Source organism: Micromonospora sp. NPDC085948 (assembly GCF_040686315.1).
Lineage (GTDB): Bacteria > Actinomycetota > Actinomycetes > Mycobacteriales > Micromonosporaceae > Micromonospora.
Map to the genome: position 1 here is coordinate 135,330 of NZ_JBFBJW010000005.1, position 16,292 is coordinate 151,621.

Here is a 16,292-nt window from a genome sequence, read left to right on the forward strand (position 1 = left end):
TCAGCCGCCGGTGCCCTCGGGCGCGCCGTCCGGAGTGAAGGCCCCGCCGTCGGGATCTGTGCTGAGGAACACGTGTTGATGGCCGTGGCCGGCATCGACGCTCACCTGGTCGAGCTGGGTCGCGGCGACCGACCAGATCGTCACGGCCTCGGCCGCCTGCCGCGCGGTGAGGTCCAACAGGGCGGCGCGTTGTGCCGCCGGCACGCTGGCCGCCAGCGCGTAGGAGTCGACGGCCAGGCCGGCCTGCTGGATCGCCCCGCGCAGCCCGCCGCGCGCCACGTTCGTGGCGGTGCTGCCCGACGGTGGGTCGGCGAACGGCTTGGCGGCTTCCCGCATGGTCTCCTGCCACCGCCGGGCCTGCGCCGGATCCGGTGCCCGCCCGGCTGCCGTGTCCGCCTTGAGGGCGGTCAGGACGGGAGCCACCTGGCCGCTGACCGTGCGGGCCGTCTCCGTCAGCTGCACGATCTGCTGCGCGTCCCGCTTCGCGTCGGCCTGTTTGATGCTCGCGATGGACGCCTCGGTGGCGTCCGGACGGCCCACCTGGTAGCCGATCAGTCCAACCACCAGGGCGGTGACCAGTGCGATCGCCCCGGTGACCGCCACGAGGCGCGTGGCCCGGCGGCGACGCACATCGGGGTTGTCGGACAGGTAGGAGGGCCGGCCGGTGCGGCGCGCCATCGCATCTCCTCACATCGATGGTCTGTGGGGCCACAGGTTAGCCGCCACACGTGACGCCCGTCGATAGGGCCGCCGGCATCGAGGTGGCGGTGACGCCGCCCAGAGCCCGACGGGCCCCGGCCGATGGCGATCGGCGGGGCCCGTCGGTGTCCGACTGTCAGGCGATGTCGAACCGGTCCAGCTCCATGACCTTGGTCCAGGCGGCCACGAAGTCGGCCACGAACTTGTCGCGGGCGTCCTGGCTGGCGTAGACCTCCGCGAGCGCGCGCAGCTGCGAGTTGGACCCGAAGATGAGGTCAACCGCGGTGGCGGTCCACTTCACCTCGTCGGTGGCCAAATCACGGATCTCGTACACGTGCTCGTCGGACTTCGACACGCTCCACCGGGTGCCCGGGGAGAGCAGGTTGGCGAAGAAGTCGTTGCTGAGCACGCCCGGCCGGTCGGTGAGGACGCCGTGCTGGCTGCCGCCGGTGTTGGCGCCCAGCGACCGCAGACCGCCGACGAGGACCGTCATCTCCGGCGCGGTCAGGTTGAGCATGTAGGCACGGTCGATGAGGAGCACCTCCGGCTGGGTCTTCTCGCCCGACCGCAGGTAGTTGCGGAAGCCGTCGGCCCGGGGCTCGAGGACCCGGAACGACTCCGTGTCGGTCTGCTCCTGGGTGGCGTCGGTGCGGCCCGGCCGGAACGGCACGGTCACCTCGACACCGGCGTCCCGCGCCGCCTTCTCGACGGCTGCCGAACCGGCCAGCACGATCAGGTCGGCGAGCGAGATCTTCGCGCCGCCGGCGGCGTTGAAGTCCCGCTGGATGCCCTCCAGGGTGGTCAGGACGGTCGCCAGCTGCTCCGGCTGGTTGACCTCCCAGCTGCGCTGCGGCTCGAGACGGATCCGCGCGCCGTTGGCGCCACCGCGCTTGTCCGTGTGGCGGAAGCTCGCGGCGGACGCCCAGGCGGTGGAGACCAGCTGAGCGGTCGTCAGACCGGAGTCCAGGACCTTCGCCTTGAGCGCGGAAACGTCGGCGTCACCCACGAGCTCGTGGTCGACGGCCGGCACCGGGTCCTGCCAGAGCTGCGGCTCGGCCACCCACGGCCCGAGGAAACGCTCGATCGGACCCATGTCGCGGTGCAACAGCTTGTACCACGCCTTGGCGAAGGCCAGCGCGAACTGGTCGGGGTTCTCCAGGAAGCGACGCGAGATCTTCTCGTACGCCGGGTCGACGCGCAGCGACAGGTCGGTCGTGAGCATCGTCGGCCGGTGCTTCTTCGCCGGGTCGAACGGGTCCGGGATGATCGCCTCGGCGTCCTTGGCGACCCACTGCTTCGCGCCACCCGGGCTGGTGGTGAGCTCCCACTCGTAGCCGAACAGGATCTCGAAGAAGCGGTTGCTCCACTGCGTGGGCACGTCGGTCCACGTCACCTCGAGACCGCTGGTGATCGTGTCGGCGCCCTTGCCGCTGCCGTGGGTGCTCAGCCAGCCCAGGCCCTGCGACTCCAGCGGGGCGCCCTCGGGCTCCGGGCCGACGTGGTTGTCGGCGACGGCGGCACCGTGGGTCTTGCCGAAGGTGTGACCACCGGCGATGAGAGCGACGGTCTCCTCGTCGTTCATGGCCATCCGGCCGAAGGTCTCGCGGATGAAGTGCGCCGCCGCGGCCGGGTCCGCGTTACCGCGCGGGCCCTCCGGGTTGACGTAGATCAGACCCATCTCGGTCGAGCCGACGCCGGCCGCCATCTCCTTCTCGGAGGCGTAGCGCTCGTCGCCCAGCCAGGTGTCCTCCGGACCCCAGAAGATCTCCTCGGGCTCCCAGACGTCCTCACGACCGAAGCCGAAGCCGAAGGTCTTGAAGCCCATCGACTCCAGGGCCACGTTGCCGGCGAGCACGAGCAGGTCGGCCCAGGAGATCTGCTGGCCGTACTTCTGCTTGACCGGCCACAGCAACCGCCGGGCCTTGTCCAGGTTGGCGTTGTCCGGCCAGCTGTTCAGCGGCGCGAAACGCTGCCCACCGTCGCCGGCTCCACCGCGGCCGTCCTCGATGCGGTACGTGCCGGCGGCGTGCCAGCTCATCCGGATCATCAGGCCGCCGTAGTGGCCGAAGTCAGCCGGCCACCACTCCTGCGAGGTGGTGAGGACCTCGGTGATGTCGCGCTTGAGGGCCTCGACGTCGAGCTTGGCGAACTCCTTGGCGTAGCTGAAGTTCTCCCCCAGCGGGTTGCCCTTGGACGAGTGGGCGTGCAACACCGAGAGGTCGAGCTGGTTGGGCCACCAGTCCCGGTTGGTGCGCGGACGACCGCCGGTCTTCGGAGTCGGCGAGTCGATCGCCGGGTTCTCGCTCTCGCTGCCGTGCGCGGTCACCGAGTCGTGCGCGACCGGGCAACCCGCGGCTGCCTTCTGGTCCACGCCCTGCGCACTGGTGGGGCCGTTGTCCTGGGTGTCGCTCATGTACTTCCTTCCGAGCTTGCGGATCTCTGGGGCATGCGTTCGGTCGCGCAGTCGGGACAGATGCCCCAGTAGACGACCTCCGCCTCGTCGATCACGAAACCGTGGTCGACCGAGGCGGTGAGACAGGGGGCGTGACCGACGGCGCACTCGACGTCGGCGATCGCGCCGCAGGAGCGGCACACGACATGGTGGTGGTTGTCCGCGACCCGGGACTCGTAGCGGGCGGTCGCGCCGGCCGGCTGGATGCGCCGCACCAGACCAGCGTCGGTGAGCACGCGCAGCACGTCGTACACCGCTTGGTGGGAGACCGTGGGATGATCCGCCCGAACCAGCGCGATCACCGCGTCCGTGCCGATGTGCGGGTGATCGCGCAACGCCGCGAGCACCGCCAGTCGGGGCCGGGTGACGCGCAGCGAGGCGGCCCGCAGTTGCGCCTCGAAGTCGACCATCACCCGGCGACACTAGCCCACTATTCTGGAACCAATCAAGTTTCCGCCGGTTTCCGCGCCGCCGTGTCGACCGATTTCCGCCGCGCTGCGCGGCGAGAGTAAAAATAGTCCGGGCGGCCGTGTCGAGAACCGCCGACCGGCTCCGTCCCCGGGGTGCACGTGGCCACGAACGGCCGTACCCGCACCCGCACCGAGGAGAACACGATGGCGAAGTACCTGCTGCTCAAGCACTACCGCGGCGGCCCGACCGCGGTCAACGACGTACCCATGGACCAGTGGACGCCGGAGGAGATCACGGCGCACGTGACGTACATGCGGGACTTCGCGGCACGGCTCGAGCAGACCGGCGAGTTCGTCGACGGCCAGGCCCTCGCCCCCGAGGGCGCCTGGGTTCGCTACGACGGCGAGGGTCGCCCGCCGGTCACCGACGGCCCCTTCGCCGAGACCAAGGACCTCATCGCCGGCTGGATGACGATCGACGTCGACAGCTACGAACGCGCCGTCGAGCTTGCCGGGGAGCTGTCCGCCGCCCCCGGCAAGGACGGCAGGCCGATCCACGAGTGGCTCGAGCTGCGCCCGTTCCTGACCGAGCCGCCCACCATCACGGAGTGAACGAGGCGCTGATCCGGAGCCTCACGCCGAGCGTGCTCGGGGTCCTCGTCCGCCGCGGAGCCGACTTCGCGGCGGCCGAGGACGCCGTCCAGGACGCGCTGGTGGAGGCGGTCCGCGTCTGGGCGGTCGAGCCGCCACGGGACCCGAAGGGCTGGTTGGTCACCGTGGCCTGGCGCCGGTTCCTCGACGCGACCCGGGCGGACGCGGCCCGCCGTCGGCGTGAGGACCTCGTCGACGAGGAGCCCCCACCCGGGCCCACCCCGGCGGTGGACGACACGCTCCAGCTCTACTTCCTGTGCGCCCACCCGTCGCTGACCCCGGCGTCCGCGGTCGCGCTCACGCTGCGCGCCGTGGGCGGGCTGACCACCCGCCAGATCGCCCAGGCCTACCTGGTGCCGGAGGCGACCATGGCGCAGCGCATCAGCCGGGCCAAACGCACCGTCTCCGGGGTGCGCTTCGACCAGCCCGGCGACGTCGCCACGGTGCTGCGCGTCCTCTACCTGGTCTTCAACGAGGGCTACTCCGGCGACGTCGACCTCGCCGCCGAGGCGATCCGGCTCACCCGGCAGCTCGCGGCCGCCATCGATCACCCCGAGGTGGCGGGGCTGCTCGCCCTCATGCTGCTGCACCACGCCCGCCGCGCCGCCCGGACGGGACCCGACGGCAACCTGGTGCCGCTGGCCGAGCAGGACCGCGGCCGATGGAACACCGCGTCGATCGCCGAGGGCGTCGAGATCCTCCAGGCGGCACTCGCCCGCGACCGACTGGGCGAGTTCCAGGCCCAGGCCGCCATCGCGGCCCTGCACGCCGACGCGCCCACCGCCGAGGAGACCGACTGGGTGCAGATCGTCGAGTGGTACGACGAACTCGCGCGGCTGACCGACAGCCCGATCGTCCGGCTCAATCGCGCGGTGGCCGTCGGTGAGGCCGACGGCCCGCGCGCCGGTCTCGCGGCGCTCGCGGCGCTGGACGACGCGCTGCCCCGGTTCACGGCGGTCGCCGCGTACCTGCACGAGCGCGACGGCAGTGTGGCGACGGCCGCCCGGCTGTACGCCGAGGCGGCCCGGAAGGCGTCCAACCTGCCCGAGCGCGACCACCTGACCCGCCAGGCCGCCCGGCTCAACGCCCGCCGGGGCTGACCGGGTGCCCGGCCGGCTCGGCACCCGTCGACCGCCGGACCGATTGGGGTCCGGAAAGTCTCCGGAAGTTTCCGAACACCGCTTCCGGCAGCCTCTTCGGTCAGTGCCACTCAGCCACGGGAACCAGGGCTTCTGATCGATTACTGACCTGGTTAGACATCGGTCCGCAGCAGACCTTCGGTCACCACGAGGTTGCGGCTGTGTTTCCGAAAATTGTTGACAAGTCGACGGCCTGGTTAATACGGTCGCCATCGACGGGGCTCAATCGCCGTCAGCACAGTCACCGCGACCCACTCCTCCGGTCGTCGCGAAGAACGACCGGCACCACCACGCGGTACGACGCGGAGGGCCGTCCCAGGCCACCGACACACCCCGCGGGCCGTACCGCACTGCTGGCCCCCGCCAGCCGTCACCAGGAGGCACAGTTACATGACCGACACCAGCCACACCACACCGAGAAGGCGCGGCCGCATGCGGCTGCTTCTCGGCGCCGCATGCTCCGTCGTCCTGGCCGTCACCGGCACGATGACGGCCACCAACGCGTACGCCGAGGCCGACCGGACCCTCACCTCGAGCCTCACCGGCACCCACAACGGGTACTACTTCTCGTTCTGGAAGGACAGCGGCAACGCCAGCATGACGCTGCGCGCCGACGGCCGATACTCCAGCAGTTGGGACCGGAGCACCAACAACTGGGTCGGCGGCAAGGGTTGGGCCACCGGCAACCGACGGACGGTCAGCTACTCGGGCACCTACAACCCGGGCAACAACAACACCTACCTCGCCCTGTACGGATGGACGCGCAACCCGCTCATCGAGTACTACGTGGTGGAGAACTTCGGCAGCTACAACCCGAGCAGCGGCGCCACCCGGATGGGCACGGTCACCACTGACGGCGGCACGTACGACATCCTTCGCAGCCAGCGGGTCAACGCCCCGTCGATCGACGGCAACCAGACGTTCTACCAGTTCTGGAGCGTCCGCCAGCAGAAGCGTTCGAGTGGCACCATCACCACCGCCAACCACTTCGACGCCTGGGCCCGCGCCGGCCTGAACCTCGGCACCAACCACAGCTACCAGGTCATGGCCACCGAGGGCTACCAGAGCAGCGGCAGCTCCGACATCACCGTCCGGGAGGGCGGGGGCAGCAACCCGACCTCGGGACCCACCACCGGCAACCCGGGGACCGGCAACTGCAACGCGACGATCTCCGCCGGTCAGCAGTGGGGTGACCGGTTCAACCTCAACGTCGCGGTCAGCGGCACCAACAACTGGGTCGTCAGCCTCGGCCTGGGCGGCGGCCAGAGCATCCAGAACAGCTGGAACGCCTCGGTCAGCGGCACCAGCGGCACCGTCACCGCGACACCGAACGGCAACGGCAACAACTTCGGGATAACGGTCATGGCCAACGGCAACTGGAACTGGCCGACGGTCACCTGCCGTACCAGTTGAGCCTGCTCAGCGTCTGACAGCACACCACTGGCGTGGCGGCTCCGGCCGCCACGCCAGTCCGCGTCCTGGTACCACGTGGGGCCGGGCGGCGGGATCGATGGCCGTCGTCGGTCAGCCCTGCGGCGCCGTGGTGCCGCCGGCTGCCGACTCCCCCACCGTCGGTCCCTCGGACGGGTCCTCCCCGGCTTCCCCGGACGGGTCCTCCGTCGGCCCCTGCGTCGACTCTTCCGCCGGCCCGCCGGTCGACTCCTCCGTCGGCTTGCCCGTCGACTCCTTCGTCGGTGCCGCCGTCGGTCCGTCCGTCGGATCCGCCGTCGGTTCCGCGTCGGCGCTCTCGGACGTGGCGGGGGTGGAGGCATCCGCCCCGCTGTCGGCTGGCGGTGCGGACTGCCCTGCCGGCCCCGCGCCGGCGGGACGGGAGGCCGTCGGGGTCGGAGATCCGGAGGCGCGAACCGGCACGCCGGCGGAACTGTTCGTGGCCGGTTGGCCACCGCCGCCACCGGGGCCGGGGTCTCCCTGCGGCGCCACCGAGCGCGGCACCGCGGGAGGCGTCGAGGGTCGCCCGGTCGGGCCGGACGTCATCCCGGTGGGATCGGCGAGCACCAGTACGGCAGCCCCGGCGGCCAACGCGCCGAACAGCACCGCGAGCGTCCGAGGTCCAGGGCCGGTCGCCCGACTCGGCGCGGCACCGACACCGGGCCGCCGCACGGCCGGGTGTGCCACACCGGCCTGGATCGCCGTCACCTCGGTGGCGGCCCGGAGCACCTCCGCGGAGGCGCCCGCGAAGGGCTGCGCCGCGATGGCCAGGTCCGCCGCCGACGGGAATCGGCGGGAGGGGTCCTTGGCCATCGCGGTGGCCACCAACCGCCGGACCGCCGCCGGGATGCCGTCGGGCAGCGGCGCGGGTTCCTCCTCCAGGTGCCGCAGTGCCACCGCGACGGCGTTCTCGCCCTGGTGCGGGGGCCGACCGGCGAGGCAGTGGTAGGCGACCGCCCCCAGCGCGTAGATGTCGATCGCCGGCGTCGTCTCGTTCTTCGAGACCTGCTCCGGTGCCATGTACAGGGCGGTGCCGACGACCTGGTTCGTCCCGGTCAGGCTCGCCGCCTCCGAGGTCACGGCAACCCCGAAATCAACGAGTACGACGTGCCCGTCCGGCTCAATGATCAGGTTGTTGGGTTTGACGTCACGATGGACGACCCCGGCGTCATGGGCGGCCTGGAGGGCACGGGCGGTCTGCGCGACGATCGACATCGTCTCGGCCACGTCCAGCCGGCCGACCTCGGCGATCCGCTCCGACAGGGGTTGCCCCTGCACACACTCCATCACGATGTAGGCGAGGACCGGCTCTCCGGACCGGGACACCTCGCCGTAGTCGTAGACCTGGGCGACACCGGGGTGACGCAGGGCCGCCATCGCGCGCGCCTCGCGGCGGAACCGCTCGCCGAAGCCGGCGTCGCTGACCAACCGGGCCTGCAGCATCTTGACCGCCACACAGCGGTCCAGGGTTTCGTCGACGGCCCGCCAGACGTCCCCCATACCGCCGCTGGCGATGCTTTCGACCAGGCGGTAACGGTCTCCGACGAGTTGCCCCATATCCGGCATGAGACCTCCGGTACCCCGGATCCGCCGATCCCAAGCACCCGATCGCCGACGCCGGCCCCGTCGCGGCGCGACGGGGCCGGGTCGCCCGGTTTCGAGCGGTCAGCTGTTCAGGCTGTTGAGCAGGGCGGTTGCCATGCCCTGTTCACCTCGGGCGTTCGGGTGGAAGGGGGCGGCCGAGTTCTGTGGCACCAGCCCCTCGATCCACCGGGTGCCGCTGCTCTTGCACGCGTCGCGCCCGATGGACGGGGCGTAGACGTCGGCGTAGGTGGCGCCGTTGGCGGTCGCCGTGCTCGCCAGCATCGCGTTCAGCGACTTCTCGACGCCGCGCAGGTACGGCACGTCCTGGTAGGCGATCGGAACGACCGGCCAGCAGCCGTAACCGCTGTCCGGCAGAATCGCCGGGTACCCGAGGACCACGACCCGCGCGTTCGGCGCGGCCTGCCGGACCGCCTGCAACACGGCCGTCACCTTCGGCGTGGCGGCGGTGATCCGTGCCTGCAACTGGTCGACGCCTCCGGCGGTGTAGCGGTTTTTGCACGGTGACCCGAGGGGGCTGCTGAGGCTCGCCTCCGCGCATTCGCCGATGATGCCGGAGAAGCCGATGTCGTTGCCGCCGATCTGCACCGTCACCAGGGCCGTGGTGGAGGTGACCGCGCTGAGCTGCGGTGGCAGCGTGCCGCCCAACGCGCCGCTGCCCCCGTAGAGGATGTCGTCGGTGGTGGCGCCGGAGCAGCTCACGTCGGCGACCGACGACGAGCCCGCGGCGGCGGCCACCAGTGACGGGTAGTTGCGGTTGGAGCGCAGACAGTTCAGGTCGACCTGGGTGGGGATGAGCGGACCTGAGGTGTACGAGTCGCCGAGCGCGACGTACCGGCCGGCGGGGACGGCGGCGCTGGCGGGTGTGGCGACGGTGAGCAGCACGCCGGCGGCGGCCAGGGTGAGTGCGGCCAGCCGGGTGGCTGCCCGCAGGCGGGGCAGGCGGGGACGGGTCATGACGCCTCCCAGAGGGATCACGGGGGTGGTGGTGCCGAGATCCTGTCGCCGACGACGACGAACGTCAATATTGATGACCCTCATTAATTGACGTTCCGAGGTGTGGGATGGCGCGGTGGTGCTCAGACCAGGGGCGCGTACCACTGGGCGCCGGTGACCCGGATCCGCCGGGCGGGGTCGCGATCCCACTCGACCCGCATGCCGTGCCTGCGCAGCACCGGGAACACGATGTCGTCCAGCAGGTGATCCAGGTCGGCCCGGTAGCTGGCCTGCTGCTCGGCCTCCGGCAGCTCGGCGAAGGCGGCCTCGTCGAAGCCGACAGTCGGGTAGGCGCCGTAGCCGAGGTAGACCTCCCCGTCCTCGCTGGCGACCAACCACCCGGTGTCCTGCTGGTGGTAGAAGAGATAGCCGTGCCAGTGCCGGGACTCGTCACACTCGTCATCGATCTCGGCGCTCGCGCAGCTGCCACAACAGCCGAAGTCCTCCCGGGCAACCACACCCAACTCGTTGAGCTCGGCGAAGGCGCGGGTGAGATTGCCGCGCACCTCACCCCACCCCCGCTGCTGCTCCTGCCGAGCAGCCAACGCCTTCGTGTACGCCGCGGCGAGCTCCTCGCCGGTAGCGCCGCAACGCTCGTCCTCGTCGTCGAAGACGTGGACGAACTCGTCGGCGTCGGTCACCCCCCGAACGATCCAGGCCCAGAGCGCGTCCTCGATCGCGGTGCGCCCCGGCTCGGGGATCCGATCGGTCAGGAACCGGGCGCCCTCGGGGCGGTCGTTGTGTGTCCATCCAGTCACGACGACGATCGTCACACGGGCCTACGACGTTCCCGCGACGGTGGCTACTGCCCGGCCGGCACCTGGTCCCTGACGTCGTCGTAGCCGGCCTTCCCCGGTGCCGCAGCCGGCGCGTAGATCACGCGCAGCACGCCCGTCGGAAACGCCTCGGTCGCCACCACCCGCAGGTGGTACGCCGTGTCACCCTCGTCGAACAGCTTGCGGCCCTTCCGCGCCGCCACCGGATGCACCAGCAGGCGCAGCTCGTCGACGAGCCCCGCGGCCAGCAGCTGCTGCACGACGGAGATGGACCCGGGGACGAGGATGCCGCGTACCCCGTCATCGGCCTTGAGCGACGTGACGGCACCAACGAGGTCACCGGCGATCAGCTCGGAGTTGCGCCAGGAGAACTCCAGCGGTTGGCGCGACACGACGACCTTGCGCACGTCCCCGAGTTGCTTGGCGAACGGTGCGTCCTCCCCGCCCGCGGCCTCACGCTCGGGCCAGGCGCCGGCGAAGCTGTCGTAGGTCTCCCGGCCGATCAGCAGCACGTCGGCGGTCTCGTAGTCCTCGGTGACGGCGCGGCCCATGTTCTCGTCGAAGTACGGGAAGTGCCAGTCGGGGTCGATCTCGGCCACCCCGTCGGCCGAGATGAACAGTGTGGAGATGACCTTTGCCATCGCGGAAAACCCTTCAGCTCAGGTGATGTCGCAGGTAGACCGGCGCATCATCCCAAACTCTCCCGTCAGCGTCCGCCCCTCATGAAGACTTCGGCGTTTCGCGCCCGTGCCGGCGGACGGGGTGGGCGGGCTCGGCGTTTCGCCGAGCCCGCCCGGGATCAGGAGTGTCAGCGCTGGAGGGTGAGCAGACCCGGCCGGTACGGCAGGAGGCCGTAGTCGACGCCGTCGGAGCTGGGGGAACGACCCTGGTAGAGCAACTGGAGGTTGCAGGCGTCGACCGTCATCGTCTGGTCGGCGTTGGTGCGCAGCAGCTCACCGTGGCTGATGTCGTTGGTCCAGGTGGCACCACTGTTGACCTTGCCGGCGAACGGGTTGCTCTGCGTCGCGGCCTGCGGCGTCCACGTACCGTTGAGGCTGGTCGCCGTGAACGAGCGGAAGTAGCGGCCGGTCGAGCCGATCGCCTCGACGATCATGAGGTACTTGTTCAGACCCTTCAGCTTGTAGACCTGCGGAGCCTCGAACAGGTTGTTCTGTGTGTCACTCATGATGGTCGTGTAACTGCTGCCGAAGTTGCCGGGGAAGTTCCCGATCGGCATGCTGGCCCGGTAGATCTTGCCGTTGTCGCCGGCGAAGAACAGGTACATGTTCGTGTCGTCGGCGATGAGCGCCTGGTCGATCGGCCCCGTGCCCGAACCGGTGATGCTCCCGGTGAACAGCGTCTGCGGCGCCGACCAGCCGTTCGGGTTGGTCGGGTTGGTCGAGGTCCGGTACGAGAACGCCGGTCCACCCCACTGGTAGGCGAGCACCCAGATGTTCTTCGGCGCGAAGTAGAACAACGACGGCGCGACGGTCCCCGAGTTCATCCCGGTCTGGGTGGCCGAGGCCATCTGCGAGTAGTTGTTGAAGAGGCTGAAGTTCATCGAACCCCAGCGGTCCCCGAAGTCGTGCGTGGTGGCGTAGACCAACTGCTGACCGTTGTAGGGCGCGACGGTGAAGTCCTTGAGCGACACCCAACCCGACTTCGGAGTCGCCAACACGCCACTCGACGACCAGCGGTACGTCGAGGGAAGGTCGCACGGGGTGGGCGGCGGGGTCGTCGGAGGCGGCGTCGTGGGTGGCGGAGTGGTCGGCGGCGGGCTCGTCGGGGGCGGGCTCGTCGGGGGCGGGCTCGTCGGCGGCGGGGTCGTCGGCGGCGTGCCATCACCGCACGTCACGCCGTTCAGGGCGAAGCTTGTCGGCGCGGGGTTGCTGCCCGTCCACGATCCGTTGAAACCGAACGACACCGTGGCGTTGGTGCCGATCGAGCCGTTGTAGCTCACGTTCCTCGCGGTGACCGCGGAGCCGCTCTGCGTCAGCGACGTGTTCCACGACTGAGTGACGGTCTGCCCGGCCGCGTACGACCACGTCAACGTCCAACTTGTCACCGGATCACCCAGGTTGGTGATCGCCACGTTGGCGCCGAAGCCGCCCTGCCACTGCGACGAGACGGCGTAGTTCACCGAGCAGCCGGCCGCTGCGGCACCGGCCGGCAGCGCCGCGACAACCGTCGCCGACACGAGCAGGGCAACGCCGGCCGACGCCAGACCGACATTGGTGAATCTGGATCTGGTCATAGAGCACCTTCCTGAGGGGACGGCGGCCATGCATTGGCGGCGGTCGCTGGCGCGGTCGCGTTTGTGAGCGTTAACAGGCCGCGACAGGTATGTTACGGGAGCGCTCCCATACCCTCAACCTTGAACTCACAACCTTCGATCCCCGGTGCCGTCCGGCGGATCACGAGTACCTGAGGTGCGTCGTCATGCCGGCGTCGGCGTGCGCCAGGTTGTGGCAGTGGTTGGCCCATACCCGCGGGTTGTCAGCCCGGAACGCCACCTCCCACACCTCCCCCGGCCGGACGTCGAACGAGTCCCGCCACAGCAGACTGCCGGCCGCCGGCCGCGCCGCCCAGCCAACCGGCGGTCACGAGGACCGCGAGCACGAGATCGACCGCGAGCAGCGAGCCGGTGGTCATGCCGGCTCTCCGCTGCGGACGACGGCGCCGGTGGAGTCGGCCGACTCAGGGTCGGACAGCTTCCGTGCCCCCTGGAGGACGGCGACCACGACGTGTACCGCGATGATCCCGTTGAGGGCGTGCAGCCCAGCGATGATCGGGCCGAGCGGGGTGCTGACGCCCGCGGCGTCGGTGGCCGCGTTGGCGATCATGGCGAGGAGCGCCTGCACGACGACCAGACCGATCGGCAGAAGCGCCAACCCGATGAGCCGGCCCGACGCCCTGGCCAGTGCCGCGCACAGCGCGGTGAGCAGGGTGAGGGCCGGGATGACCGCCATGCCGTTGACGCTGTGCAGAACGTACGCGTCGTCGCCCCCGGGTCTGGCGAACCCGCCCACGGCGGCGAAGAGGAACTGCAGGACGAAGGAGACGAGCAACAGGGCGCTGCTGATGACGAATGCCTTACGCATGGTGGTCTCCCAGAGGGTGCGTCGAGGTCAGTGCCTGGGCGATGTGCTCGGTGGCGGTGATCGCCCCGAACGCGACAAGCCGCACGAGGTCGGCGTCGGCGGGATGGGAGAGCCGCCAGAGAGCGACGTCACCGACGCTTATCGCGCTGGGCGCGAACGCCGCCAGCAGGGCGATCCGCGTACCGACGCGGTCGGCACCCGGTACGTCCCGGACCAGGTCGACGGCCCAGTCCGCGGGCCGGGCCGGGAACCGCCCGTCCTCCCACCGCACGGTGGCCGTGACGGTCTGGCGTGCCACGTCGCCCAGCAGGTCCCCGCCGCGCCCGGCGGCGTCCGTCAGGGCCGCATACGCGACGCCGACCGGGCTGTCCCCCGCCCAACCGGGTGACGCCGTCGTGCCGGCGTCCAGGAGCGCGAGACTTCGGCCGGGTTCCTTCGGTTCCCGGGCCGCCCTGGCGGCGAGCCAGCCGCCGACCGACCGCACCACTGGGGAGCGTTGCAGTCCGCCGGGGAGCAGGTCGGGTTCGAGCAACGCGGACACGATCCGGTTGATGACGTGGAAGGCGAGCAGGGTGCCGGTGATCTCCGGGCGGTACGGGCTGGTCCAGCCGGTGGCCCTGGGGCTGCGGCTCGCCCGCGCCCAACCGACGAGCTCGGCATGCCGTGCCCCGGTCGGTGTCCCGTCCCGGACGACGGCCTCGGCGAGCTTCGGCTCGCCCAGCGCGTGCAGCAGCATCGCATGGGCGTCGACACAGAACTGACAGCGGTTGGCTTGGGACACCGCCGCCGCGACGAGTTCGCGCTCGACCCGGGACGCGTCCCCGGCGAGCAGGGCCTCGCGCATCAGTGCCCAGGTCGCGGCCAGCACCTCCGGCACGGCGGCGAGCACCTGGAAGGTGGGCAGTGGCCCGACGAAGTCGTCCGACATCTGCCGGTAGACCTCCGCGGTCCGGCCGGTCGCGGCCGAGGCTTTCACTGGGGTGGTGAAGCGGTATGTCATGGACTTGATGCTGGTGCCGGCGAGCTGGGAAAACGTCGTGCCGTCGCAGACACTTGACCGGGCGGCGCTACCGCGTCCGCGGTACGTCCGGTTACCGCGGTCGGTGGATGCCCCACCCGGACAACCCGTTCTACAGTTCGACAATGCGTCGCGACCTGCCGTACGCCCTCGGTGGCCTGGTCCTCGGTGCCCTCCTGCTCGGCAACGCCGCGCTCACCCCGGACGCCACGGTCGGGGCGCTCGATGTCGCCCTGGTGGTGGCCATGGCGGTAGCCGTGGCGGCGTGCCGGCGGTATCCGGTGGTGGCGCTGGGCGTCGTCACCGCCGCCATGCTGGCCGTCCACATCCGGGTGCGTCCGGGGGTCTCCGCCGCGTTCCCCGTGCTCGGCGCGGTGTACGTCGCCGGCTGGCGGGGGCACCGACTGGCCGCCGCCACCGCCAGTTTCGCCTTCCTCGGTGGGTTCCTCGCCCGGGACATCTGGTCGAGGCCGACCACCGGTCCCGCCCGGCTGATCGTCGATTGGACGGCCCTGATGCTTGGCTGGTTCGTGGCGGCCAACATCGCGGGGCTCGTGGCGCGGCAGCGCCGGGCGTACCTGGAGCAGGTCGAGCAGCGGGCGATCGAGGCCGAACGCACCCGCGAGGAGATGGCGTTGCGCCGCGCCGGGGAGGAGCGCCTGCGTATCGCCCGCGACCTGCACGACTCCCTGACCCACAGCATCTCGGTGATCAAGGTGCAGGCCGGGATCGCCGTGCACCTCGCCCGCAAACACGGCGAGCAGCCGTCGGCCACCCTGCTGGCGATCCAGGAGGCCAGCGGCGCCGCGATGCGGGAGCTGCGCACCACGCTTCACGTCCTGCGTTCACCCGCCGACGAGGACCGCGTGGGGCTGGCCCGGGTCGACGAGCTGGCCGAGCGGACCAGGGCGGCTGGCGTGCCGGTGCGGGTGGACGTCGCCGGTCAGCCCCGGGAGCTGCCCGACGAGGTCGACCAGGCCGGCTATCGGGTCATCCAGGAGGCGCTGACCAACGTGGCCCGCCACGCCGGCCCCGCCACCGCGCACGTCCACGTCGAGTACGCCCCGGCGCAGCTCACCATCTCGGTCGCCGACGACGGCCGGGCAGCACCGGCTCACCCGGTGACACCCGGCGTGGGGCTGCGTGGCATGCGGGAAAGGGTGAGCGGGCTGGGCGGCACCCTGCGTGCCGCCGCCGACGATGACGGTTTCACGGTACGGGCCACGTTCCCGCTGGAGCCCGCGTGATCCGGGTCCTGCTCGCCGACGATCAGGCGCTGATGCGCGCCGGCTTCCGCGCTCTGCTCGACGCGGAGGACGACCTGGAGCTCGTCGGCGAGGCCAGCGACGGTGCCGCCGCCGTCCACCTGTCGCGGCGTCTGCGCCCGGACGTGGTGCTCATGGACGTGCAGATGCCAGGGCTCGACGGTATCGAAGCCACCCGCCGCATCGCCGCCGACCCGGACCTCGCCGCGGTCCACGTCCTCATCGTCACCAATTACGGGCTCGACTCCTACGTCTTCGCCGCCCTGCGCGCGGGTGCCAGCGGTTTCCTGCTCAAGGACGCGGACCCCGCCGACCTGCTACAGGCCATCGCCGTCGTGGCCCGCGGCGACGCACTGCTCGGGCCGGCCGTCACGCGGACGCTGATCAGCGAGTTCGTGTCCGGCCCACCGCCGGCCGAGCCGGCGGCGGGGCGGGACGTGCTCACCCCTCGCGAGCGGGAGATCGTCGAGCTGGTCGCGGGCGGGCTGACCAACGACGAGATCGCCGCGCGGATGGTGATCAGCCCGTTGACCGCCAAGACACATGTGAATCGGGCGATGGCGAAGCTGCACTGCCGTGACCGCGCCCAACTTGTCGTGTGGGCGTACGAGTCGGGGCTTGTCACGCCGCGTCGTCGATGATCGTCAACGCGCTTCGAGGGCACCCGAAGGCACACGGGGTGGGGCCGACGCACTAGCATTGCCGCCGACCGACGACGGCTCTGCTGAAACGAG

Annotated in this window: 17 protein-coding genes; 5 read left to right on the forward strand and 12 right to left on the reverse strand. The window is 70.9% G+C overall.

Annotated elements, in window-relative coordinates; all coding sequences use genetic code 11:
• The 3 genes from AB0O48_RS15835 to AB0O48_RS15845 all read right to left on the reverse strand — a co-directional run bounded on the left by AB0O48_RS15835 (position 1) and on the right by AB0O48_RS15845 (position 3,564).
• A complete protein-coding gene (locus AB0O48_RS15835; protein WP_365066130.1) occupies positions 1 to 678 on the reverse strand; it encodes a hypothetical protein in 678 nt (225 codons plus the stop codon).
• A 157-nt stretch (positions 679 to 835) separates the two neighbouring features.
• Positions 836 to 3,112 (reverse strand): catalase/peroxidase HPI, encoded by a 2,277-nt coding sequence (katG, locus tag AB0O48_RS15840; RefSeq protein WP_357239819.1) that lies wholly within the window; start codon positions 3,110 to 3,112, stop codon positions 836 to 838.
• Positions 3,109 to 3,564: a Fur family transcriptional regulator gene (locus tag AB0O48_RS15845; RefSeq protein ID WP_357239822.1), complete on the reverse strand. Its 456-nt coding sequence runs from the start codon at positions 3,562 to 3,564 to the stop codon at positions 3,109 to 3,111. The genes katG and AB0O48_RS15845 overlap by 4 nt, the downstream gene beginning before the upstream one ends.
• Positions 3,565 to 3,765: 201 nt before the next feature.
• On the opposite strand from AB0O48_RS15845, the gene AB0O48_RS15850 reads away from it, so the two are divergent.
• From AB0O48_RS15850 to AB0O48_RS15860, 3 genes are all read left to right on the forward strand, one after another.
• Entirely contained in the window at positions 3,766 to 4,173 is a 408-nt protein-coding gene (locus AB0O48_RS15850) for a YciI family protein (protein ID WP_357240653.1), read from the forward strand.
• On the forward strand, positions 4,170 to 5,312 hold the full coding sequence (locus AB0O48_RS15855; protein WP_357239825.1) for a sigma-70 family RNA polymerase sigma factor: 1,143 nt from the start codon (positions 4,170 to 4,172) through the stop codon (positions 5,310 to 5,312). The genes AB0O48_RS15850 and AB0O48_RS15855 overlap by 4 nt, the downstream gene beginning before the upstream one ends.
• A 429-nt stretch (positions 5,313 to 5,741) precedes the next feature.
• Positions 5,742 to 6,764, forward strand: coding sequence for a glycoside hydrolase family 11 protein (locus AB0O48_RS15860; protein WP_357239828.1), 1,023 nt, complete (start codon positions 5,742 to 5,744; stop codon positions 6,762 to 6,764).
• 111 nt (positions 6,765 to 6,875) lie between these two features.
• Here AB0O48_RS15860 and AB0O48_RS15865 read toward each other — a convergent pair whose 3' ends face one another.
• The 9 genes from AB0O48_RS15865 to AB0O48_RS15905 form a co-directional block, all read right to left on the reverse strand.
• Positions 6,876 to 8,366 (reverse strand): protein kinase, encoded by a 1,491-nt coding sequence (locus AB0O48_RS15865; RefSeq protein WP_365066136.1) that lies wholly within the window; start codon positions 8,364 to 8,366, stop codon positions 6,876 to 6,878.
• A 99-nt stretch (positions 8,367 to 8,465) separates the two neighbouring features.
• Positions 8,466 to 9,359: an SGNH/GDSL hydrolase family protein gene (locus AB0O48_RS15870; protein WP_357239834.1), complete on the reverse strand. Its 894-nt coding sequence runs from the start codon at positions 9,357 to 9,359 to the stop codon at positions 8,466 to 8,468.
• 122 nt (positions 9,360 to 9,481) lie between these two features.
• Entirely contained in the window at positions 9,482 to 10,156 is a 675-nt protein-coding gene (locus AB0O48_RS15875) for a hypothetical protein (RefSeq protein ID WP_357239837.1), read from the reverse strand.
• Positions 10,157 to 10,200: 44 nt separating this feature from the next.
• On the reverse strand, positions 10,201 to 10,815 hold the full coding sequence (locus AB0O48_RS15880; protein WP_357239840.1) for a dihydrofolate reductase family protein: 615 nt from the start codon (positions 10,813 to 10,815) through the stop codon (positions 10,201 to 10,203).
• A gap of 167 nt (positions 10,816 to 10,982) precedes the next feature.
• On the reverse strand, positions 10,983 to 12,428 hold the full coding sequence (locus tag AB0O48_RS15885) for a non-reducing end alpha-L-arabinofuranosidase family hydrolase (RefSeq protein ID WP_357239843.1): 1,446 nt from the start codon (positions 12,426 to 12,428) through the stop codon (positions 10,983 to 10,985).
• Between the two features lie 160 nt (positions 12,429 to 12,588).
• The gene (locus AB0O48_RS15890) at positions 12,589 to 12,696 is read right to left on the reverse strand and encodes a multicopper oxidase domain-containing protein (protein ID WP_357239846.1); all 108 of its coding nucleotides are present in this window, start codon (positions 12,694 to 12,696) and stop codon (positions 12,589 to 12,591) included.
• A complete protein-coding gene (locus AB0O48_RS15895; RefSeq protein WP_357240679.1) occupies positions 12,671 to 12,826 on the reverse strand; it encodes a hypothetical protein in 156 nt (51 codons plus the stop codon). The genes AB0O48_RS15890 and AB0O48_RS15895 overlap by 26 nt, the downstream gene beginning before the upstream one ends.
• Positions 12,823 to 13,275, reverse strand: a complete 453-nt coding sequence (locus AB0O48_RS15900) for a DUF6220 domain-containing protein (RefSeq protein ID WP_357239850.1) — start codon at positions 13,273 to 13,275, stop codon at positions 12,823 to 12,825. Before AB0O48_RS15900 ends, AB0O48_RS15895 begins: the two co-directional genes overlap by 4 nt.
• Positions 13,268 to 14,275, reverse strand: coding sequence for a carboxymuconolactone decarboxylase family protein (locus tag AB0O48_RS15905; RefSeq protein ID WP_357239853.1), 1,008 nt, complete (start codon positions 14,273 to 14,275; stop codon positions 13,268 to 13,270). The genes AB0O48_RS15900 and AB0O48_RS15905 overlap by 8 nt, the downstream gene beginning before the upstream one ends.
• A 143-nt stretch (positions 14,276 to 14,418) precedes the next feature.
• Here AB0O48_RS15905 and AB0O48_RS15910 point away from each other — a divergent pair, with 143 nt between their 5' ends.
• Positions 14,419 to 15,540 carry a sensor histidine kinase gene (locus AB0O48_RS15910; RefSeq protein ID WP_357239856.1) on the forward strand — a complete coding sequence of 374 codons (1,122 nt, stop codon included), beginning with the start codon at positions 14,419 to 14,421 and terminating at the stop codon, positions 15,538 to 15,540.
• A complete protein-coding gene (locus AB0O48_RS15915; protein WP_357239859.1) occupies positions 15,537 to 16,199 on the forward strand; it encodes a response regulator transcription factor in 663 nt (220 codons plus the stop codon). Before AB0O48_RS15910 ends, AB0O48_RS15915 begins: the two co-directional genes overlap by 4 nt.
• Positions 16,200 to 16,292 lie beyond the last annotated feature (93 nt).

Coding starts and splice junctions, on each gene's coding strand:
- katG (WP_357239819.1), bottom strand. CDS start 3,112: ATGAGCGACACCCAGGACAACGGCCCCACCAGTGCGCAGGGCGTGGAC.
- AB0O48_RS15910 (WP_357239856.1), top strand. CDS start 14,419: ATGCGTCGCGACCTGCCGTACGCCCTCGGTGGCCTGGTCCTCGGTGCC.
- AB0O48_RS15860 (WP_357239828.1), top strand. CDS start 5,742: ATGACCGACACCAGCCACACCACACCGAGAAGGCGCGGCCGCATGCGG.
- AB0O48_RS15850 (WP_357240653.1), top strand. CDS start 3,766: ATGGCGAAGTACCTGCTGCTCAAGCACTACCGCGGCGGCCCGACCGCG.
- AB0O48_RS15895 (WP_357240679.1), bottom strand. CDS start 12,826: ATGACCACCGGCTCGCTGCTCGCGGTCGATCTCGTGCTCGCGGTCCTC.
- AB0O48_RS15865 (WP_365066136.1), bottom strand. CDS start 8,366: ATGCCGGATATGGGGCAACTCGTCGGAGACCGTTACCGCCTGGTCGAA.
- AB0O48_RS15870 (WP_357239834.1), bottom strand. CDS start 9,359: ATGACCCGTCCCCGCCTGCCCCGCCTGCGGGCAGCCACCCGGCTGGCC.
- AB0O48_RS15880 (WP_357239840.1), bottom strand. CDS start 10,815: ATGGCAAAGGTCATCTCCACACTGTTCATCTCGGCCGACGGGGTGGCC.
- AB0O48_RS15900 (WP_357239850.1), bottom strand. CDS start 13,275: ATGCGTAAGGCATTCGTCATCAGCAGCGCCCTGTTGCTCGTCTCCTTC.
- AB0O48_RS15885 (WP_357239843.1), bottom strand. CDS start 12,428: ATGACCAGATCCAGATTCACCAATGTCGGTCTGGCGTCGGCCGGCGTT.
- AB0O48_RS15905 (WP_357239853.1), bottom strand. CDS start 14,275: ATGACATACCGCTTCACCACCCCAGTGAAAGCCTCGGCCGCGACCGGC.
- AB0O48_RS15835 (WP_365066130.1), bottom strand. CDS start 678: ATGGCGCGCCGCACCGGCCGGCCCTCCTACCTGTCCGACAACCCCGAT.